This window comes from Flavobacterium amylolyticum, from assembly GCF_048284335.1.
In the GTDB taxonomy this organism is placed as follows: domain Bacteria; phylum Bacteroidota; class Bacteroidia; order Flavobacteriales; family Flavobacteriaceae; genus Flavobacterium.
Window position 1 is genome coordinate 901,418 of sequence record NZ_JBLVPG010000001.1, and the last position, 21,248, is coordinate 922,665.

Here is a 21,248-nt window from a genome sequence, read left to right on the forward strand (position 1 = left end):
TCTCTTTTATTCTTATTTCCCAGTAAACACTGCTTTTCTTTTCTCTAAGAAAGCCGTTGTTCCTTCTTTGAAATCTTCGGTTCCAAAGCATTTTCCAAAGGCTTTTATTTCGGCTTCATAGCCATTTTTTCCTTCTTTGAAATTAGTATTGACTGCTTTTATGGCTTTACCAATAGCGTACGGAGAATTCTTGATTATTTTATTGGCCACACTCACACAGTAATCTAAAAGTTCCGCTTCTGGGACTACGTGATTCACCAGTCCGGTTCTGTAAGCGTCCTGCGCCGTTACCATTCCTGCAGTCATAATCATTTCCATCGCACGCCCCTTTCCTATCAATTGTGGTAAACGCTGTGTTCCTCCATAACCCGGAATCACACCCAATGAAACTTCAGGTAATCCCATTTTTGCATTTTCTGAAGCCACTCTAAAATGACAGGCCATCGCTAATTCTAATCCCCCACCCAATGCAAAACCATTTACGGCTGCAATTACTGGAGTTTTTAAATTCTCTATAAAATCAAATAATTTTTCTTGCCCTTCTGCCGCTAATTGCGTTCCTTCTTCAATAGAAAAATGAGCAAATTCAGAAATATCAGCCCCGGCCACAAATGCTTTTTCACCACTTCCAGTTAGAATAATAACACGAATTTCATCATTTTTCCCTAATGTTTTGAAGGCTTTGTTCAAATCAGAAATGGTAGCAACATTCAAAGCATTTAGTTTCGTCGGACGATTAATGGTAATCGTTGCGATGTTGTTTTCGGTTGCAATTAAAATGTTTTCGTAATTCATAATTGTAATTTTAAGAGTTAATTATTGGGAGTGAGACAATAAAAGTAGTTCCTTTTCCAAATTCAGTTTCAAAGGTAATCGTTCCTTTATAATTTTCGATAATGTTTTTTATAATACCGAGACCAAGTCCCATTCCACTGCTTTTAGTGGTGAATTTTGGTTCAAATATACGGTCGATGTCTTTAGGCTGAATCCCAATTCCATTATCGGCAACGGTTATTAAAACGTTGTTTGTATCTTTTTTTACCGTTACTATAATAGACTTGATTTCTTGCTGATCCGGAATAGACTGAATGGCATTCTTTGCTAAATTTGTGATGATTCGAATGAGTTGTGTTCGGTCAATTTTCGAGATAATTTCGGGAGAATCACTCTTGAATTCAATGTATTCTTCGTTAAAAATATCCATGGCAAGTTCTACTACCTCCACTACATTCAAGGTTTCGTTTTGCTGTGCCGGCATCGATGCAAAATTCGAAAATGCCGAGGCAACCGCACTCATCGTGTCAATTTGTTGAATTAAAGTTTCGGAGTAGTCATTCATTTTCTGCCTTACATTCGGATCAGTTGGGTCAAATTTTCGCTGAAAACTCTGCACTGTTAATCGCATTGGCGTAAGCGGATTCTTGATTTCATGCGCCACCTGTTTCGCCATTTCGCGCCAAGCTTCTTCACGCTCGCTTTGTGCCAGTTTGATAGCACTTTTCTCCAGTTCATCCACCATTCCGTTGTACGCTTTTATCAAAAGATTAATCTCTTTGCTATTGGCTTCTAGAACAATTTTCTCATTTTTTTGGTTCAAACTCGTTTCGCTTAACTTATCTGAGATTGTTTTCAACGATTTAGTGATGTACGATGAAAGGAAATAGGCCAATGCAAACGCGACGATAAGCATAAAGGAATACACTTGTCCCAAGCGAATTAGAAAGCTTTTTAATTCATTCTCATAGTAGCCGTCGTCTTCTACGTAAGGCAGGTTTAAAATTCCCAACGGTTTAAATTTGTCGTCTTTGATTTGACTGAAAGCCGAACGATTTTTTTTACCATCAATTGTCTTAATGTCTACGTATCTTTTTTCAATGGAAGAACGAACGAGTTTTAAAATATATTTTGGAATGGGTGGAGCCACTTTATCAACAGAAAATGATTCTTTGGATGATTTTAATAATTTACCGTCAAGGCTATAAATGTTGATTTCTATATTATGAATGTGGGCTAATTCGTGAATTTTATCCTTAAAAATCAAGTCTAAATTTCCCGCTGTCATCGGATAAGTGGTCGTAGAGAGCACGAAATTAATATGTTGTTTTACGGCATTTTCATTCCGTTCCAAGCGCTCTTGATGGTACTCTTTCGCTTCATTTTTAAATTGAAATATAGAAATAGAAGCCAATAATACAGATGCCATTAGTATCAATACAATCATCGAAAGGAAAATCCTGATTCGCAACGAAAGCATTGCTATTTTGAAGCTTTTGAACATATTAAGATTGATTTCTTTCCCTAATTTTTTTATAAAATTTAAATCCAAGCATAATTAAAATGGAAAAAAGAAAGATCCCAATTACGCCATAAATCCAATTGACTGCATTTTTCAAAACTACTAAAAAAACTACTGCAAAAAGGATAATAGTGGCGCCTTCATTCCATAAACGCATGAAATTTGTGGAATATTTTACTTCGTCATTTTGCAATTGTTTGAATATTTGATGGCATTTTCCATGGTATAAATACAACACAAATACAAAGCCAAGTTTTACGTGCATCCAAGGCATTTGCAACCAAGAACGTCCTAAATCAGTAAAAAATAACATCCAAAAAGCAAATATGCTGGCTAAAACGGCTGATGGCCAAGAGATAATGTACCACAAGCGATAGGTCATTATTTTGTATTGTTTTTGTAATATTTCTTTCTCTGGAGTGGGTTTTTGTGCCGCTTCAATTTGGTAAACGAACAAGCGCACAATGTAAAATAATCCTGCAAACCATGTAATTACAAAGATGAGGTGTAAGGATTTAAGATAATTATAGTATTCCATCGTTAGTTTGAATCAGTTTTGTATTCATTTCTTTTTTCAGAAAATAGCCAGTCAGTACAGTTGATAAGATATCCGCAATAGGGAATGCAATCCACACTCCAAAAATACCTAAAAAATTTGGTAGAATCAGTACTAACGGAATTAAGAAAAACCCTTGTTTACTTAACGTCAAAAGCAATGCTTTTTTTGCCTTTCCCGCCGCTTGAAAATAGGCCGCTCCAATGAGTTGAACAGCAATAATTGGCGAAGCCGCAAAAACCCAACGCAACGCCTCTGGGGTTTGTGCAATCACTATAGGATCTGTCGTAAAAACGGCTACTATTGGTTTTGCAAAAACAAGTATCACTACAAAAATCAGTGAGGCCAATAACGCGGCGTATTTTATGGAGAGCAACACACTTTCTTTGACTCTTTCATAATTTCCTGCACCGTAATTAAAACCGGCAATTGGCAGAAATCCTTGCGTAATTCCCAGAATTGGAAACAAGGCAAACATCAACATTCGGCTAATAATTCCATAAATGGCAACAGAATGTTCGCCACCATAAGTGTACAAAGTATGGTTTAATATTATCGCTAAAATACTCACAACTCCTTGTCTGGAAAACGTCACAAAACTCAATTCGGTTATTTCCTTTACAATAGGCATTTTGAATTTAAAATGTTTCGCTTTTAGTTGTAGTTCGCTTTTAAAATAAAAAAACCAAACTACAAATAAGAAACAGGTACAATAGGATATGGCTGTCGCCAAAGCAGCGCCAAACATTCCTAAATCCAAGTATTTTATAAAAATAATGTCTAATATAATATTTATAAAAGCAGGAATAATCATGGCCACCATGGCAAATTTAGCCTTGCCTTCGGCCCGAATAACATTATTTCCCATCATGCAAAGTGCCAGAAAGGGAACGCTTATGAGTATAGGAAAGAAGAATTCTTTTGCGGGTTCCATTATAGCTCCTTTCGCACCAAAAAGCATCAGCATTTCATCACTGAAAAAAAGACCAAGTAGCACAAAAACAGATGCCAATAAAAAGGTCATCATAATTTGATTGGCAAAAGTTTGCAATGCTTTTTCCCTGTTATTAGCACCTAAAGCTCTGGAAAGTACAGAACCTCCACCCACACCAATTGCCATTCCCAAAGAGGAAATCAAAAAGGTGATGGGCAAAACTACCGTTACCGCCGCAATGGCCAAAGAACCAATCCATTGTCCCACAAAAATGGTGTCAATTAAAATATTAACCGACATGAATAAAATCCCAATAGAGGATGGAACTGCTTGCTTTATCAAGAGTTTTTTGATGTCTTGAGTTCCTAACTCATCGGCGGTAACGGCCATTTAAGCGTTTATTTTTTCGGAGTCAAGTTTAACTGAAGATGAAGCATTGGACCAGTTTGAAATCCAATTGCTTACGGTTTTACACCAGTCGTTACCATCATTTAAACATGGAATTGCTTTGAAATTTTCGCCTCCATGAACCTTAAATTCATGATTGGCTTCCATGGCAATTTCTTCTAAAGTCTCCAAACAATCCGATACAAAAGCTGGCGTTACAACAGCAAGATTTTTAATTCCTTTTTCTGGCATTTTGTTTACTTCTACATCAGTGTAAGGTGTCAACCACTTGTCTCCCGCTAAGCGCGATTGGAAGGTCTGGCTGTATTTTCCTTCTGGAATTCCCAGTAATTTTACGACTTGTTTGGTCGTTTCATAACATTGATGGCGGTAACAAAACTCATGTGCCGGCGATGGCGTATTGCAACAAGAACCGTCAATTTTACAATGTGATTTTGTAATGTCCGTCTTGCGAATGTGACGCTCCGGAATTCCGTGGTACGAAAATAATAAGTGATCGTAATCAAAACCTGCTAAATGACCTTTGATAGAATCGGCAAGGTTTTGTAAATAATCCGGTTTGTTGTAAAACGCAGGAACGATGGTAAATTTCATTTCTGGGAAATATTTTTTACGATGTTCTTCTGCTAATTCTAAAATTGTAGTTGTAGACGCCATAGCGTGTTGTGGGTACAATGGAAAAAGCAATACTTCATTGACGCCTTTATCATGCAATTCTTGTAAACCAGATAATAAAGATGGATTTCCATAACGCATCGCTAAGGAAACAGGAATATCAACTAATTGTTTTACTTTGGCGTGCATTCTTTTGGAAATAACCACAAGCGGAGAACCTTCGTCCCACCATATTTTGGCGTAAGCGGCGGCTGATTTTTTAGGTCTTGTTTGTAAAATTATTCCCCGAACTAATAATGCTCGCAACAAAAATGGAACGTCAATAACGTATTTATCCATTAAAAATTCATCTAAATACGGTTTAACATCCTTAGGAGTTGGACTTTCCGGAGAACCTAAATTAACTAATAATACACCTTTCATGTTGTCTTTTTTTGTTGGTACAAAAGTAAATAAACTTACTTTTTTATAAATTGCGATTAACTATTTTTTATTTATTGTTTAATATAAGAAATCAATTGTTTATGGCATATTTGGATTTATCGACATCAAGTATTTCTTTGGCGTGGTAGCAAATTTCTTTTTAAATGCTGCTATGAAATGACTTCCGGTGCTGTAGCCAATTTTCAACCCCACTTCGTTTACATTATAGGAACCGCTGTCGAGCAATTTTCGGGCAAAATCCATTTTGTAGTCAAACAGAAACCCATAAACGGTGTCTCCATAGATTTGTTTGAAACCCATTTTCAGTTTCTTTAGATTCAAACCTATTTCATCTGCTAGTTCCTGCAATCCAGGTGGTTCTGCCATATTAGCAATTATAATTTCTTTGGCTTTTTTAATTTTCATGACATTGTCCTCATCTATTAAAAACGGGCATTGTTCTGCATTAGGATCTTCAGTTCTATTGAAATACAAACTCAATAATTCATATCCTTTCCCTTTATAATACAGGTTTTTTATAGACGGATGCAAACTGTAATGAAACAATTGCGATAAAACAATGGCCATCGAGGGACTGATATTTCCTTCGTTATAGTATTTTTTGTCCTTATTATCGGCACTTAAAAATGTGATGTAATCTGCTTCTGTCGAAAACAAAGCATGGAATTTTTTAATCGAAATAATTACAGAAATCACCCAGGAATTTGGCGCTAACTCCAGATTTAAAGGCAATTCTTTCTGAGGATTGTATAAAAGCAATGATTTTTCTTCTTTTAATTCCAAAGCATAATTCCCTTGGTTGAAGATGAACTTGGCACTCCCTTTTAATCCAAAGTGAAACTGTATCAAACCGCTGCCCACTTCCCGTTGCGCATTAAAGGAATCGATGCTGTCGTTCTGAAAGCGAATGAGTGTGAAATCATCCTCAATTTTTATAATTTCCTGAGAACCCATAGCGATATTTTTTTGATATGAAAATGATAATTGTCAAGTCATTTTATTTAGAACAACTCTAAATAGAGCGCTTTAAACAACTTGGTTTCACTACAAAAATAGATTTTTTTACTATTAAATAAGCATTTAGAACTAAAAAAACATTTAACGACATAAAAAGAACTTCTAGCGTTACTTTTATAAGTACTATAGTCATAATTTTGTCCCACTTTCTGGAAAAGTGCAAATATGGAAAACAATAAAACATTAAAGCATCACTATTTTTACGCAGTTGGATTGAGCTATAAAAAAGCGGATGCTGAGATTAGAGGTAAATTTAGTTTAGACGTTGCTGCAAAAACGCGTTTACTGGAACAAGCTAAGAATGAAGGAATAGAAAGTTTAATAGTCACATCTACCTGCAACCGTACTGAAATTTATGGGTATGCGGAACATCCGTTCCAATTAATCAAATTAATTTGCGAGAATAGTCAAGGTTCTGTTGAAGAATTTCAAAAAGTAGGCTTTGTTTATAAAAACCAAGAGGCGATTAGTCATTTATTTCGCGTAGGAACAGGTTTAGATAGCCAAATATTAGGTGATTTCGAAATTATTGCCCAAATAAGAAATTCATTTTCTCAATCAAAATCGTTGGGTTTAGCCAATGCTTTTATGGAACGATTAGTAAATGCCGTTATACAAGCTAGTAAAAAAATAAAAACCGATACGGAGATTAGTTCAGGAGCGACTTCGGTTTCTTTTGCCGCTGTTCAATATATATTTAAGAATGTAGAAGACATCGGGAATAAAAATATTCTTTTGTTTGGTACTGGCAAAATAGGCCGTAATACGTGTGAAAACTTAGTGAAGCATACGAAAAACGAACATATTACTTTAATTAACAGAACCAAATCCAAAGCTGAAAAGCTAGCCGGTAAATTGAATTTAATTGTAAAAGATTATTCGGAATTGCATCTCGAATTGCAAAATGCAGATGTTGTGGTGGTTGCAACAGGGGCCCAAAATCCAACGATTGACAAAGCGATTCTTAACTTGAAGAAACCGCTTTTAATTTTGGATTTATCCATTCCCAAAAATGTACATCAGGATGTGGAAGAGATTGAAGGCGTTACACTAATTCACATGGATTATTTGTCGCAACTAACAGACGAAACTTTAGAAAACAGAAAAAAACACATTCCTGCAGCAGAAGCAATCATAGAAGAAATAAAAGAGGAATTTATTACGTGGACCAAAGGCAGAAAATTTGCACCGACAATCAATGCGTTAAAAGCAAAGCTGAATGCGATAAAAACATCTGAATTGGATTTTCAAAGTAAGAAAATTTCAAATTTCAATGAAGAGCAAGCGGAGATTATCAGTAACAGAATTATCCAAAAAATAACGACTCACTTTGCCAATCATTTGAAAGATGACGATACTATGGTGGATGAAAGTATTGAATGGATTGAAAAAGTTTTTAAAATTGGAGTGACTACAAAATAATGAATAAAACCATACGCATAGGAACCCGCGATAGTGAACTCGCGCTTTGGCAAGCCCATACTGTCGAAAAAAAATTAAACGATTTAGGCTATAAAACCGAAATTGTAGCGGTAAAATCACAAGGAGATCTTCTTCTCGACAAACCACTTTACGAATTAGGAATCACAGGAATTTTTACTAAAACACTGGATATCGCCATGATTAATGGTCAGGTTGATATTGCGGTGCATTCCATGAAAGATGTTCCTACGGCTTTGCCAATAGGAATTGTGCAAGCAGCTGTTCTGGAAAGAGCGAATACGTTAGATATTTTAGTACACAAAGGCAACCTTGATTTTCTTAATGGAGAAGGTACAATTGCGACAGGAAGTTTGCGTCGTCAAGCACAATGGCTTAATAAATACCCCAATCACCATGTAGTCGATTTGCGTGGAAACGTCAATACGCGATTGCAGAAATTGCAGGACAGCGATTGGCATGGAGCTGTTTTTGCAGCAGCAGGATTGGAAAGAATCAACTTGAAACCTTCCAATTATATCGATCTGGACTGGATGATTCCGGCGCCGGCTCAAGGCGCTATGGTGATTGTAGCCATGGCCAATGATGAGTTTTGCAGAGAAGCCGTTTCAGAATTAAATGATATCGAAACGGAAGTATGTACGCACATCGAAAGACAGTTTCTAAAAACGCTCGAAGGGGGTTGTACGGCACCAATTGGCGCTTTGGCAGTATTTATAGAAGATGAAATAGTGTTTAAGGGCGTTTTATTTTCTATTGATGGCAAGCAAAAAATCGAAATAGAAAAAACGGTTCCCTTACAAGAATGGAAAAAATTAGGATTTGCATCAGCCCAAGAAATTTTAGAGAATGGCGGAGTAGAATTGATGATAGAAATTAAAAATAATTTGAAAAAATAATGAGCCAAACAAGTATTTTATCCACTAAAACATTGTCGGCAGAACAAAGGCAAGTATTTATTGATGCTAATTTTGATCTTTTAGAACAAGATTTTATCGAAATAAAAAACAACCTTTTTGAACTGAATACCATCAACAACAACTTGATTTTTAGTAGCCAAAATGCTGTTTTAAGTTTGATCGAACAAAACGGTTGGGAAGTTTTAAAGACGAAGCCTGTTTTTTGTGTAGGGATTAAAACCAAAGAATTACTCGAATCGCATGGCTTTACAGTTGATGTTTACTTGGATTATGCATTTGAATTAGCCGAAATAATCACTTTAATTTACAATAAGGAAAGCTATACTTTTTTGAGCGGAAATTTGCGAAAAGAAACGTTGCCTGAAGCATTAAAAAGTGCCGGAATAACTTTTAACGAAATCGAAGTCTATCAAACAACATTGGCACCCTTTAAAATATCAGACCAAGAAAATTTTGACGGAATTCTATTTTTTAGCCCATCAGCCGTTGAAAGTTATTTGACAAATAATAAAATCAAGAATGAAGTTTGTTTTTGCGTAGGCACCACTACAGCATCAGTATTAGAATCAAAGAAAATTAAAAACATCGTAATTGCCGAAACACCAACTATACAAGAGGTGATTTTGGAAGTTATTGAATATTATACACCGGAAAGCATCTAGCAATCTGCTAAAATTTAAATAAATGATCAAAAACGACCTATTTTTAAGAGCACTAAAAGGAGAAACTGTAAAACGTCCGCCAGTTTGGATGATGCGTCAAGCAGGAAGGTATTTGCCGGAATTTATTGCTTTGCGTGATAAATATGATTTTTTCACACGTTGTCAAACGCCAGAATTAGCTGCTGAAATCACCGTACAACCGATACGCAGGATTGCTCCGGATGCGGCTATTTTATTCTCGGATATTTTAGTAATTCCACAAGCCATGGGGATTGAGGTGTTGATGAAAGAAAATTTTGGTCCGTTTTTACCCAATCCTATTCGTACGATTCAGGATGTGGAGAAAGTTATCGTTCCAGATGTTCATGAAACATTAGGCTACGTTTTTGACGCGATCAAATTGACCAAAGAAATGTTGAATGATGAAGTGCCATTAATTGGTTTTGCTGGTTCTCCTTGGACAATTATGTGTTACGCCGTGGAAGGCAAAGGCTCTAAAAGTTTTGACATGGCCAAAGGATTTTGTTTCCAACATCCAGAAGCTGCGCATGTTTTATTGCAAAAAATTACGGACACTACTATCATGTACTTGAAAGAAAAAGTAAAAGCGGGAGTAAACGCCGTTCAAATTTTTGACTCTTGGGGCGGAATGCTTTCACCAGTTGATTATCAGGAATTCTCTTGGAAATACATCAATCAAATCATTGAAGCATTGGCTGATGATGCTCCAGTAATTGTTTTCGGAAAAGGATGTTGGTTTGCATTAAATGAAATGGGAAAAAGTAGAGCTTCTGCATTAGGTGTTGACTGGACGTGTTCTCCAAGAAATGCGAGATACTTGTCAGGTGGAAACATTACGTTGCAAGGAAATTTTGATCCATCTAGATTATTATCTCCAATTCCGGTGATTAAGAAAATGGTACATGAAATGATTGACGAATTCGGAAAAGATAAATACATCGTGAATTTAGGCCACGGAATTTTACCAAATATTCCTGTGGATCACGCCAAAGCGTTTATTGATGCAGTGAAGGAGTATAATCAGTAGTAAGTGGTTTTTAAAAAGATAAGAATTCCATTGATTTACAAAAGAATTGGAAATTATTTAGGTGTATTATTTTTTGCTGCATGCTGTTTTTTAGCATCGAGGTTGTTGTTTTTGACAAGTGATTTAGAATTAAGTCAAATAGACAAATACAGTGGAAAAGTAATTGAAAAAGGAATTATTAGTAAAAATAATTCAGTTGCAGGAAGAGGCTCATTCAAATCAAATGTCTTTATTATAAAAATAGGTGGTTTGAATCAAATCTTAGCAACTTATAACCTCTCACAAGATTATAGTTTTTTTGAGGAAAATATTAAAGTCGGTGATGATTTGGAAGTTTATTTTCAAAAATCGTATGATACAATCAGACCAAATTTAGATTTATTTCAAATCCAAAAGAACGGAATTGTTCTTCTGAAAAAAGAAGAGTTTCAAAACAAAGAAAGAATTGGAGCATATGTAGCATTCTTTGGAGGCTTTCTCCTAATTGGAATCGCTATTTATCAAGATAAAAAGTATTGGCAATAAATGAAACAGCAATTTTACACCTACATACAAAACCTTCAAGACCAAATCTGCAAAGGTTTGGAAGCGGTTGAAGGTCATGCCAAATTCCGTGAAGACCTTTGGGAACGTCCAGAAGGCGGCGGCGGTAGAACCCGCGTGATGGAGAACGGCAAAGTTTTCGAAAAAGGCGGGGTTAATATTTCGGCCGTTCACGGGAAGTTACCCGAAGCGATGCAAAAAATGTTCAATGTGGGCGAAGCTGATTTTTTTGCCTGCGGATTGAGTTTGGTTTTGCATCCAAAAAACCCAAAGGTTCCTACAGTTCATGCCAATTGGCGCTATTTCGAAATGTACGATGACAACGGAAATGTAATCCAGCAATGGTTTGGTGGTGGACAGGATTTAACACCGTACTATCTGTTTGAAGAAGATGCCATCCATTTTCATCAAACCTGTAAAACGGCTTGCGATAAACACAATCCGGAGTTTTATCCAAAATACAAGAAACAATGTGATGCCTACTTCTGGAACGCGCATCGTCTAGAAGCACGTGGAATTGGAGGCTTGTTTTTCGATTATTGCAAAGCAACGGAAACCATTTCTATGAATAATTGGTTTAATTTTGTATCCGAAGTGGGCAATAGTTTCCTCGAAGCGTACGTCCCAATTGTAGAAAAAAGAAAAGAGTTGCCTTATACTCCAGAACAAAGAACGTGGCAGGAAATCCGTCGCGGTCGTTATGTAGAGTTTAATTTGGTTCACGATAAAGGCACCTTATTTGGTTTAAAAACCAACGGAAGAATCGAAAGTATCCTAATGAGTTTACCACCGCATGTGCAGTGGGTGTATGATCATCATCCGGAAGCGGGAAGCGAAGAAGAAAAATTATTGAAAGTATTAGAATCACCAAAAAATTGGATTGCAGATTGATGATTAACGATTTTTGATTTGCTTGGCCAATTCGCTGTCGCTTGGGTCAGATTTTCTGTCATCACCAATTTGTTTTAAATCATAAATCAGCAATCGCTAATCTAAAATCATAAATCATATGTTCCCATTACACAGAGGCAGAAGATTAAGAACGAATGAATCCATAAGAAGTTTAGTTCGTGAAACCAGTTTAAGTCCAGCGGATTTTATGTTTCCTATGTTTATCGCTGAAGGCGAAAATGTACAAGTAGAAATTGCTTCCATGCCAGGTATATTTCGTCGTTCTATCGATTTAACCGTAAAAGAAATCAAAGAATTATTCGATTTAGGCATTCGTGCGGTGAATATTTATGTAAAAGTAAGTGAGAATTTAAAAGACAATACAGGAAAAGAAGCTTGGAATCAAGATGGATTAATGCAAAATGCCATTCGTGCCATTAAAACAGCTTGTCCGGAAATGATTGTAATGCCAGACGTAGCTTTAGATCCCTATTCTATTTATGGCCATGACGGAATCATTGCAAACGGAGATGTAACAAATGATGCAACGAACGCAGCCTTGGTAAAAATGGCTGTTTCTCATGCGCAAGCGGGAGCCGACTTTGTAGCACCATCGGACATGATGGACGGACGTGTATTGCGTTTGCGCGAGGGTCTTGATGCTGCCGGATTTCATAATGTAGGCATTATGAGTTATTCGGCAAAATACGCATCTGCTTTTTATGGGCCGTTCCGTGATGCATTAGATAGTGCACCAGTGGACGGCGAAAATATTCCTACAGATAAAAAAACATACCAAATGGATTATGCGAATCGCATTGAAGCCATCAAAGAGGCGTTGTGGGATGTAGAAGAAGGTGCCGATATGGTCATGGTAAAACCAGGGATTGCCTATTTAGACATCGTTCGAGAAGTGAAAAATGCGGTGAATGTTCCGGTAACCGTTTATCACGTTTCTGGAGAATATGCGATGATCAAAGCCGCAGCCGAAAGAGGCTGGTTAGATCATGATAAAATTATGATGGAACAACTAATGTGCATCAAACGGGCTGGAGCCAGTTTAATTTCGACTTATTTTGCGAAAGAAGCTGCAATACTTCTTAACAAATAGAACATGAAAAAATATTTTATAGTAGCGGTTTTATTGCTTTCCAATAGCATTTTTGCACAAGCGGAAGTAGTTTCTACTTTCATTGAGAAATGGGATAATTCCAAAGATTATTTAGTAGCCGTTGCACAAGCCATGCCGGAAGACCAATATGATTATAAGCCTTCAACCCGTGAAATGTCCTTTAAAGAACAATTATTTCACATACAAGATAATATGAATTGGTTGAGCACTACTTATTTTTCAAACGAGAAATATGTGAAAAAAGAGGCCGTAAAAGGGCTTTCAAAAGCACAAATAATCCAAGAAATAAAGACCTCTTTTGACACAGCAAAAAGAGTTATTCAAAAAACCAATGATGTAGAATTATCTCAAAAAGTGGAGTTTTTTGCTGGTTCTAAATCAAAATTACAAATTCTTAATTTGATGCAAGACCATGTTACCCATCACAGAGCACAAATTTTAGTATATTTGAATTTGAATCAAATTCAACCACCCAAGTATATTGGATGGTAATTCTAGCCATTGAGATACCTACAATTAAAGAAATTAACATGAGAAAGACACTATTTTTATTTGCCCTTTTAACATTGGCTTCTTGTAAAAAAGAAGAAGTCAAAAAAGAACCTTTGTACCCAACCTCGACTGAGGAAATTGCGCAAACTCCAGAGCAATTAGGAGAAGAAATTTTCAAAGGAAAAGGAAATTGTGTTGCCTGTCATCAAGTAGACAAGAAAGTGATAGGACCAAGCCTTCAGGATATTGCTAAGATTTATAAAGATAAAAACGCAAGTATCGTAACGTTTTTAAAAGGTGAAGGCGAGCCTATTGTTGATCCAAGCCAGTACGAAGTAATGAAAACAAACTTCGTGATTACCAAAGCCATGTCTGATGACGAATTGAAAGCCTTGGAAGCATACATATATTCCAATTTGAAATAATTTTGGCGTTTTACAGGAGCTAATCCCGTCATCCGCTGTATTCCCGCTAAATAAAAACTACGGCTAAAAGCCCTCTTTTTCTAAATCGGGAGCTGCCGCTATTAGGGGCTAACATACAAGAACCATTCGTCTCTGCGAGTGGTTTTTTTTATGTTAAAATGTCTTGAGCGTATTTATTTATGAACTTTGTTACTTCTTTAGGAACAATGTGGGTAATTTTTTTATCTTTAAAATATGGAAACAGCATACATCAAAACACCTCTGGGAATCGCTTCAATAACAGGCGATGAAAATGGAATATCTGTAATTTCAGTTGCTGATGAAGGAAAAATTTCAAGTACAATTCCAACAAATTTACAGGATGCCGTTGCCCAAATCAATGCGTATTTTGAGGGAAAGAGAACCGATTTTGACTTTACACTCAATCCAAAAGGAACTGTTTTCCAACAAAAAGTCTGGAAATCTTTATTGGACATTCCTTATGGGAAAACCAGAACCTATCTCGAACAATCCAAAATTTTGGGTGATGTAAAAGCCATTAGAGCCGTAGCTTCTGCCAACGGGAAAAATCCGCTTTGGATTGTTGTTCCTTGTCATAGAGTTATTGGAACAGACGGGTCACTTACAGGATATGCAGGCGGTTTGTGGCGAAAAAAATGGTTGTTAGAACACGAGAATCCAACGACACAGCAAAGTTTGTTTTAGTTGTCTCTCAATAAATTCCTTATATTCGTTTAAGAAAATACCTAAAATTAGCGTCATCAACGTGAAATAAATATGATAGAAAAAATAAACCTCAATAACATACTGTTTCTGGACATAGAAACTGTTCCAGAAGCTGAAGATTTCAATGCTCTGGATGCGGAAATGAAAGACCTTTGGGAACACAAGACGCAATACCAGCGCAAAGACGAATACACACCCGAGGATTTTTACGACCGTGCTGGAATTTGGGCTGAGTTTGGAAAAATCATTTGTATTTCGGTGGGTTATTTTACCGTCAAAGGGGATATTCGGAATTTTCGGGTGACTTCTTTCATTGGAGAAGAAAAGAAAATATTGTTGGATTTTAATAATTTGCTGAATACTCATTTCAATCAGCCACAACATGTTTTGTGTGGGCACAATGCCAAGGAATTTGACATTCCTTTCCTTGCCAGACGCATGATTATCAACCAAATTGCCATTCCCAACAAACTGAATTTATTTGGAAAAAAACCATGGGAAATCCCACATTTAGATACCTTAGAGTTATGGAAATTTGGCGATTATAAACACTATACGTCTTTAAAATTGATGTGTAAAGTCCTTGGAATTCCTTCGCCAAAAGGCGATATCGACGGCAGTCAAGTAGGACATGTGTTTTATGTAGACAAGGACATTGACCGCATTGTTACTTATTGTGAAAAAGACACCATTGCCGTAGCACAGATTTTCCTTAGATTGCGCAGAGAAGAATTGTTGATTGAGGATGAAATAATTCATGTGTGATAATTTACCGCCAATTCGCAAATTGGATATTTTGCGAATCGAAATGTTTATTCCTGGTTTATTCCTGGTTTATTCCTGGTTTATTTTTATTAGCGAATTTGCGGTTAAACTTTTTAAATTTTTACATTTACAAAAATTATAGATTATGGTATTGAGTAGATTTTGGTTGGTCATTTTTATATCAGCAATTGTATTTGTAGTGTTTAGTTTGTTTTCGGGAGACAGTTATACTATTGACCACGTTTTGAATGGAAAGAAAGATGATCCAATTCTGATTTCGGAGAAATTTGCCGAAGAACTTCCTGCTTTTATTAAAGACAGTATCAAAAAAGCACCCGAACAAACCATGGTTATCAATCGGGATACGCTAAATGCGGATACGACTTATGTTTATAAAAACAAAACCGTAAAAATATATAGTGGTGTTCAAAAATCAGATGGTTTACTGCCAACGTGCAAAAGTACTTTGCTAGATTTAGTCCTTCCGCTGATGGCTTATTTGGCTTTTTTCTGTGGATTGATGGAACTTTTAATCATTTCCGGAGCCTCTGGAAAGTTGGCTAAAGCATTGAGTCCTGTTTTTGTAAAAGTGTTTCCGAGTATTCCTAAAAACCATCCTTCCATTTCTTATATGACTTTAAATTTTGCTGCTAATTTCTTAGGATTAGATTCTGCTGCAACTCCTTTTGGTCTTAAAGCGATGGAAAGTTTACAAGAAATAAATCCAGATAAAGACAAGGCCAGCGATGCACAGATTATGTTTATGTGTTTGCACGCTTCAGGTCTTACTTTGATCGCTACATCTATTATAGGATATCGTGCTGCGGCTAATGCCAGTAATCCTGCAGATGTGATGTTGCCTTGTATCATTACTTCTTTTATCGGTACGATTGCAGCATTTTTAATTGTTGGAATTAAACAGAAAATTAATTTCAAAAGTGCTTCTTTAGTTATCGTGTTGATAACATTAATAGCCGGAATTATTGGTTTGTTGATGTATGTAAATCATTTAGACTTAATTGGGAAAAATTATTTTACGTCTAATCTTTCTGCTTTAATATTAATTGGAATTATTGCTTTTACATTGATTTTTTCTTTTGTTAATGAGAAGAAATTTACAGAAGCATCCACAACCGTTTTTGAGACCTTTGTAGTAGGTGCCAATAACGGTGTAAAAACTGGCGTGACTATTTTTCCTTATGTATTGGGCATGCTTGTAGCCATTTCATTATTTAGAAACAGTGGTTTATTTGAAATTATTAGCAATTGGATCGCTTTTATTTTCTCTAATATGGGCGTAAGTAAGCAAATTACAGATGCTTTACCGGTTGCGTTGCTTCGTCCCTTTAGTTCTGCTGGATCAAGAGGATTTTTAATTGACTCGATGAATACTTTTGGTGCTGATTCCTTAACGGCAAGATTGAGTAGTATTTTTCAATGTAGTGCCGAAAGTACGTTTTATGTGATAGCCGTTTATTTTGGTTCCGTAAATATTAAAAACACGCGTTATGCCCTGGGAACGATGCTTATAGTCGATTTGATTTGTGTGATTACGGCTATTTTTGTGGCGACTTGGTTTTTCTAAAAATAAAAATTTTAAAGTGATTTGATTTTTGGGTAGAAACACAAAAAAACCACAATCTCAGTGTATTAGAGATTGTGGTTTTTTGTATTTTAAGACTCGGATTACTCAATAACCATTTCCGGAATTTCACCTTCTATAATCAAATCCGCTTCAGTAGAGGCGATGATATGTTCTACGGTTACACCCGGTGCACGTTCCAGTAGTTTGAAACCTTTTGGAGTAATTTCTAAAACGGCTAATTCAGTAACTACTTTTTTAACGCAACCTACACCAGTTAATGGCAACGTACATTTTTTAAGTATTTTTGATTCACCAGCTTTGTTGACATGCATCATGGCTACAATAATATTCTCAGCAGAAGCCACTAAATCCATTGCACCACCCATTCCTTTGACCATTTTACCAGGGATTTTCCAGTTGGCGATATCTCCGTTTTCAGCCACTTCCATAGCTCCCAAAATTGTCAAATCAACGTGTTGTCCGCGTATCATTCCAAAACTCAAAGCTGAATCGAAAAAAGAGGCGCCCGGTAAGGTGGTTATCGTTTGTTTTCCGGCATTAATGATATCAGCATCTTCTTCACCTTCAAAAGGGAAGGGACCCATACCCAAGACACCATTTTCACTTTGAAATTCAACATCTATTCCTTCTGGAACATAATTAGCAACAAGTGTTGGAATTCCGATTCCGAGATTGACGTAATAGTTGTGTTTTAATTCTTTTGCAATGCGTTTTGCAATTTGATTTTTATCTAAAGCCATTTCTTAAAGTATGAATTTATAAATGTAACAATATATCAATTTTGAAAATTGTTACTTATTATTTTTACTAGTGGTTAGGATTTTGTAAACTATCAATCCTAATTCATTAATTTGAATTTTTAGGCTTTCTTAAAAGGATATGAGGATGCTTTTTCACAAAGCAAAAGCCAATATTTTGTTTCCTCTAGTTCTTTGGCAGCAATTTTAATTTTATGAATAAAATCCGCTCTGCTTTCTGCATTTTGTGCTTCATGGATGTTAGCGCCTATACTTGTTCCTGACTTTAATAATTGATTGGCAACAATATATTTGTGTTTATTTTCTAATATTTCACAAAAAGCTATAATGCCTAATGCAAAATCAATGGATTTAGTGACAACAATATTCTCTTTATCCATTTTTTATTAATTGTTATATTGAAAAATTGCTAAACTGTTTCATTTTTTGCACGAATCGTTCTTTGTTCAATTCTTTTTTCATACGTATCACCTTGAAAAATTCTATTGACCAGTATGCCTGGAATATGAATTTGATTTGGATCTAAAGTGCCTGCTTCGACTAATTCTTCTACTTCGGCAACGGTAATTGTTGCTGCTCCAGCCATACTTGGGTTAAAGTTTCTGGCCGTTCCTTTGAAAATTAAGTTTCCTGCTGTATCGCCTTTCCAAGCTTTTACAATGGCAAAATCAGCGTTGAAAGCCTCTTCCATAATGTGCATTTTTCCGTTGAATTCCCGTGTTTCTTTTCCTTCAGCTACTTCTGTTCCATAGCCGGCTGGCGTGAAAAAGGCAGGAATTCCTGCTTGCGCTGCACGACAACGCTCTGCTAAAGTTCCTTGTGGAATCAATTCTACATCAAGTTCTCCCGAAAGCATTTGGCGTTCAAATTCGGCATTTTCTCCTACATAAGAAGAAATCATTTTTTTGATTTGACGCTTTTGTAAAAGCAACCCAAGTCCAAAGTTATCGACCCCGGCATTGTTAGAAATACAAGTTAAATTAGTAGTTCCTTTAATTACAAGTTCAGCAATGGAATTTTCTGGAATACCACACAATCCGAAACCGCCAAGCATGATGGTCATTCCGTTTTCAATTCCCTGAAGGGCATCATGAACGGTATTTACTTTTTTGTTGATCATATTTTGTTTTTTAGCCCAGATGGAAACGGCATCCTTTTTATCTTGTATCGTTCTCAAAACGAGACAAGATAAAAAGATAGAGTGTACAGCTGGAAATAGCTCCTAATTCCTAATTTAGTAGCGATAAATCATTAAATTACAATTCAAATTCTTCGGTATCCTGTTCAACTGCAGTGGTGTCTATTACCTTTTTAGGAACGTAACAGTCTACTTTTATAGAAAGATTAGCCGGTCTATCAAAGGATTCTTTAGAGACTTTGAGTGCCGGATCAGCATAACATAGTTTCATGAAATATCCCCAAACTGGAAGTGCCGCCGTAGCACCTTGTCCGTAAGTAATGCTTTTAAAACGTGCCGAACGGTCTTCGCAACCTACCCAAACACCTGTTACAAGATTAGGAACCATTCCCATAAACCAACCATCAGACTGGTTTTGTGTGGTACCGGTTTTTCCAGCAATAGGGTTTCTGAATGAATACGGATAGCCTGTCCAACGGTTGTCACCGTTACCACCACCAGTGGTTCGCAAACGATCTCCTGAACCACCTTCGGTTACCCCTTCCAATAATTTGATCACAGCATAAGCGATGTCTTTATTTAAAACATCATGCGATTCTGGAATGGGCTCATAAATTATAACTCCACTTTTGTCTTCAATCTTGGATATAAATTGAGGTTTCATGTAAACTCCTTGATTAGCAAAAGTGCTGTATGCAGCAACCATATCTTCGACTGTTATTTCGACTGCTCCTAACGCAATAGACGGTTGGTTTACAATTTCAGATTTTACACCTAATTTATGTGTTAAATCGATTACTGCTTGTGGACCCACTTTGTCAATCAATTTTGCAGATACTGTATTTATGGAATTGGCTAATCCTCTTTTTAAGGTAACCATTCCGCGGTATGTATTGTCAGAATTTCTAGGTTCCCAATCCTCGGTAACATTATGACGTCCTTTACGGATTATAAATGGACCATCAATAATGGAGTCACACGGAGACATATTCAATTGCTCGATAGCTGTAGCATAAACAAAGGGTTTAAAGGTCGAACCTACTTGTCTGGCTCCTTGGCCTACGTGGTCGTATTGAAAATATTTGTAATTGATACCCCCTACCCAAGCTTTTATATTACCTGTTTGCGGTTCCATGGCCATCAATCCCGATTGTAAAAAGTGTTTGTAATACCGGATGGAATCCAATGGTGTCATGATGGTATCTTTTTCTCCTTTCCAGGAAAATACGGTCATTTCTGTTTTTTCACTGAACGATTTTATAATTTCTTCATCGCTTTTATCGAGTGATTTCATCACGGCCCATCTGTTAGAGGATTTCATGGCCTGATTCAGAATTCGTTGTGTTTCTACCGAAGAAATATTAACAAAAGGAGCGTTTTTGTTACCCTTAGATTGACTAAAAAACTCTTCTTGAAGGTTTGCCATGTGAGCCGTTACGGCTTCTTCTGCATGCAATTGCATTCTGGAATCTATGGTAGTATATATTTTTAAACCGTCTTTGTAGATATCATAATCTGAACCATCCGATTTTTTGTTTTCTTCGGCCCATTTTTTCATGTAATCGCGAAGATATTCTCTAAAATAGGTAGCCGTACCGTCTTTATGTGTTTCTAATTTGAAGTTTAATTTGATTGGTAAACTTTGAAGTCTTTCTTTCTCTTCATTTGAAATGATCTTTCCTTTTTCCATTTGCAAAAGCACCACATTTCTTCGGTTTTTTACTCCTTGCGGGTTTCTTATCGGATTATACAAACCAGAATTTTTGAACATTCCCACTAATATTGCCGACTCACTGATTGTTAGATCCTTAGGTTCTTTAGAAAAATACGTTTTAGCTGCTGAACTTACTCCAACAGAATTGTTTCCAAAATCATACACATTACAATACATAGCAATGATTTCATTTTTAGTGTATTGTCTTTCCAATCGAATAGCGATAATCCATTCTTTTATTTTTTGAACAATTCTAAAAGGTAAAAATTTGGAACCTTCTCCGTGAAATAGTTGTTTGGCTAATTGTTGGGTCAATGTACTGGCCCCACCGCTGGTTCCTAAACTGGAAATGGCTCTTAAAGTTCCTCTCCCGTCGATGCCGGAATGTTCATAAAAACGAGAATCTTCAGTCGCTATTAACGCTTGAACTAGATTTTTTGGTAAATCGGAGTATTTTAACTGAGATCTGTTTTTTTCAAAATACTTCCCTAGAACAACTCCGTCAGCAGATATAATTTCTGTGGCTAAATTAGAATCCGGATTCTCTAAATCTTCAAAAGAAGGCATCGAACCAAAAATTCCCCAGGAAGCAAATAAGAAAAACAAACCTACACTGCCTAGGCCAATAAAGAATATTTTCCAAAATTTCTTTTGATAATGCGCAATATCTTTGTCATTACCTCGTGCTGAATTGTTATTTTTTTTGATAGCCATAATA

Annotated in this window: 23 protein-coding genes; 12 read left to right on the plus strand and 11 right to left on the minus strand. The window is 36.3% G+C overall.

Annotation, left to right across the window (positions count from 1 at the left end):
• Positions 1-12: 12 nt before the first annotated feature.
• The 6 genes from ACNQF9_RS04035 to ACNQF9_RS04060 all read right to left on the minus strand — a co-directional run bounded on the left by ACNQF9_RS04035 (position 13) and on the right by ACNQF9_RS04060 (position 6,207).
• Positions 13-795 (minus strand): enoyl-CoA hydratase/isomerase family protein, encoded by a 783-nt coding sequence (locus tag ACNQF9_RS04035; RefSeq protein WP_417958961.1) that lies wholly within the window; start codon positions 793-795, stop codon positions 13-15.
• 10 nt (positions 796-805) lie between these two features.
• Positions 806-2,278 carry a sensor histidine kinase gene (locus ACNQF9_RS04040; protein WP_417958962.1) on the minus strand — a complete coding sequence of 491 codons (1,473 nt, stop codon included), beginning with the start codon at positions 2,276-2,278 and terminating at the stop codon, positions 806-808.
• A gap of 1 nt (position 2,279) precedes the next feature.
• The gene (locus tag ACNQF9_RS04045; RefSeq protein ID WP_417958963.1) at positions 2,280-2,834 is read right to left on the minus strand and encodes a CopD family protein; all 555 of its coding nucleotides are present in this window, start codon (positions 2,832-2,834) and stop codon (positions 2,280-2,282) included.
• On the minus strand, positions 2,821-4,176 hold the full coding sequence (locus ACNQF9_RS04050; protein ID WP_417958964.1) for an MATE family efflux transporter: 1,356 nt from the start codon (positions 4,174-4,176) through the stop codon (positions 2,821-2,823). The genes ACNQF9_RS04045 and ACNQF9_RS04050 overlap by 14 nt, the downstream gene beginning before the upstream one ends.
• Positions 4,177-5,232, minus strand: coding sequence for a ferrochelatase (gene hemH, locus ACNQF9_RS04055; RefSeq protein ID WP_417958965.1), 1,056 nt, complete (start codon positions 5,230-5,232; stop codon positions 4,177-4,179). It lies immediately after the preceding gene.
• A gap of 99 nt (positions 5,233-5,331) precedes the next feature.
• Positions 5,332-6,207: a helix-turn-helix domain-containing protein gene (locus ACNQF9_RS04060; protein ID WP_417958966.1), complete on the minus strand. Its 876-nt coding sequence runs from the start codon at positions 6,205-6,207 to the stop codon at positions 5,332-5,334.
• Positions 6,208-6,435: 228 nt separating this feature from the next.
• Here ACNQF9_RS04060 and hemA point away from each other — a divergent pair, with 228 nt between their 5' ends.
• The 9 genes from hemA to ACNQF9_RS04105 all read left to right on the plus strand — a co-directional run bounded on the left by hemA (position 6,436) and on the right by ACNQF9_RS04105 (position 13,823).
• Positions 6,436-7,692 carry a glutamyl-tRNA reductase gene (gene hemA / locus ACNQF9_RS04065; protein ID WP_417958967.1) on the plus strand — a complete coding sequence of 419 codons (1,257 nt, stop codon included), beginning with the start codon at positions 6,436-6,438 and terminating at the stop codon, positions 7,690-7,692.
• Positions 7,689-8,609 carry a hydroxymethylbilane synthase gene (gene hemC, locus ACNQF9_RS04070; protein WP_417989855.1) on the plus strand — a complete coding sequence of 307 codons (921 nt, stop codon included), beginning with the start codon at positions 7,689-7,691 and terminating at the stop codon, positions 8,607-8,609. Before hemA ends, hemC begins: the two co-directional genes overlap by 4 nt.
• Positions 8,609-9,292 carry a uroporphyrinogen-III synthase gene (locus tag ACNQF9_RS04075; protein ID WP_417989680.1) on the plus strand — a complete coding sequence of 228 codons (684 nt, stop codon included), beginning with the start codon at positions 8,609-8,611 and terminating at the stop codon, positions 9,290-9,292. Before hemC ends, ACNQF9_RS04075 begins: the two co-directional genes overlap by 1 nt.
• A 22-nt stretch (positions 9,293-9,314) precedes the next feature.
• A complete protein-coding gene (hemE, locus tag ACNQF9_RS04080) occupies positions 9,315-10,340 on the plus strand; it encodes a uroporphyrinogen decarboxylase (protein WP_417989681.1) in 1,026 nt (341 codons plus the stop codon).
• Positions 10,341-10,370: 30 nt separating this feature from the next.
• Positions 10,371-10,865, plus strand: a complete 495-nt coding sequence (locus tag ACNQF9_RS04085) for a hypothetical protein (RefSeq protein ID WP_417989682.1) — start codon at positions 10,371-10,373, stop codon at positions 10,863-10,865.
• On the plus strand, positions 10,866-11,774 hold the full coding sequence (hemF, locus tag ACNQF9_RS04090; RefSeq protein ID WP_417989683.1) for an oxygen-dependent coproporphyrinogen oxidase: 909 nt from the start codon (positions 10,866-10,868) through the stop codon (positions 11,772-11,774). It abuts the gene before it with no gap.
• A gap of 118 nt (positions 11,775-11,892) precedes the next feature.
• Entirely contained in the window at positions 11,893-12,885 is a 993-nt protein-coding gene (gene hemB, locus ACNQF9_RS04095; RefSeq protein ID WP_417989684.1) for a porphobilinogen synthase, read from the plus strand.
• A gap of 3 nt (positions 12,886-12,888) precedes the next feature.
• A complete protein-coding gene (locus tag ACNQF9_RS04100) occupies positions 12,889-13,398 on the plus strand; it encodes a DinB family protein (protein WP_417989685.1) in 510 nt (169 codons plus the stop codon).
• A 38-nt stretch (positions 13,399-13,436) separates the two neighbouring features.
• Positions 13,437-13,823 (plus strand): c-type cytochrome, encoded by a 387-nt coding sequence (locus tag ACNQF9_RS04105; protein WP_417989686.1) that lies wholly within the window; start codon positions 13,437-13,439, stop codon positions 13,821-13,823.
• Positions 13,824-13,971: 148 nt separating this feature from the next.
• Here the strand turns inward: ACNQF9_RS04105 and ACNQF9_RS14340 are convergent, their stop codons facing one another.
• On the minus strand, positions 13,972-14,070 hold the full coding sequence (locus tag ACNQF9_RS14340) for a hypothetical protein (protein WP_470303277.1): 99 nt from the start codon (positions 14,068-14,070) through the stop codon (positions 13,972-13,974).
• Between ACNQF9_RS14340 and ACNQF9_RS04110 the strand changes: the two genes are divergently transcribed.
• The 3 genes from ACNQF9_RS04110 (at position 14,058) to ACNQF9_RS04120 (ending at position 16,899) form a co-directional block, all read left to right on the plus strand.
• Positions 14,058-14,528 (plus strand): methylated-DNA--[protein]-cysteine S-methyltransferase, encoded by a 471-nt coding sequence (locus ACNQF9_RS04110; RefSeq protein WP_417958975.1) that lies wholly within the window; start codon positions 14,058-14,060, stop codon positions 14,526-14,528. The genes ACNQF9_RS14340 and ACNQF9_RS04110 overlap by 13 nt on opposite strands.
• 72 nt (positions 14,529-14,600) lie before the next feature.
• Positions 14,601-15,314 (plus strand): 3'-5' exonuclease, encoded by a 714-nt coding sequence (locus ACNQF9_RS04115; protein ID WP_417989687.1) that lies wholly within the window; start codon positions 14,601-14,603, stop codon positions 15,312-15,314.
• Between the two features lie 145 nt (positions 15,315-15,459).
• A complete protein-coding gene (locus ACNQF9_RS04120; RefSeq protein WP_417958977.1) occupies positions 15,460-16,899 on the plus strand; it encodes a nucleoside recognition domain-containing protein in 1,440 nt (479 codons plus the stop codon).
• 101 nt (positions 16,900-17,000) lie between these two features.
• On the opposite strand, the gene ACNQF9_RS04125 is transcribed toward ACNQF9_RS04120, so the two are convergent.
• From ACNQF9_RS04125 to ACNQF9_RS04140, 4 genes are all read right to left on the minus strand, one after another.
• Entirely contained in the window at positions 17,001-17,660 is a 660-nt protein-coding gene (locus tag ACNQF9_RS04125; RefSeq protein WP_417958978.1) for a CoA transferase subunit B, read from the minus strand.
• A 119-nt stretch (positions 17,661-17,779) separates the two neighbouring features.
• Entirely contained in the window at positions 17,780-18,058 is a 279-nt protein-coding gene (locus tag ACNQF9_RS04130; protein ID WP_417958979.1) for a four helix bundle protein, read from the minus strand.
• Between the two features lie 29 nt (positions 18,059-18,087).
• The gene (locus ACNQF9_RS04135; protein ID WP_417959400.1) at positions 18,088-18,798 is read right to left on the minus strand and encodes a CoA transferase subunit A; all 711 of its coding nucleotides are present in this window, start codon (positions 18,796-18,798) and stop codon (positions 18,088-18,090) included.
• A 136-nt stretch (positions 18,799-18,934) separates the two neighbouring features.
• Positions 18,935-21,244, minus strand: coding sequence for a penicillin-binding protein 1A (locus ACNQF9_RS04140; protein ID WP_417958980.1), 2,310 nt, complete (start codon positions 21,242-21,244; stop codon positions 18,935-18,937).
• Positions 21,245-21,248 lie beyond the last annotated feature (4 nt).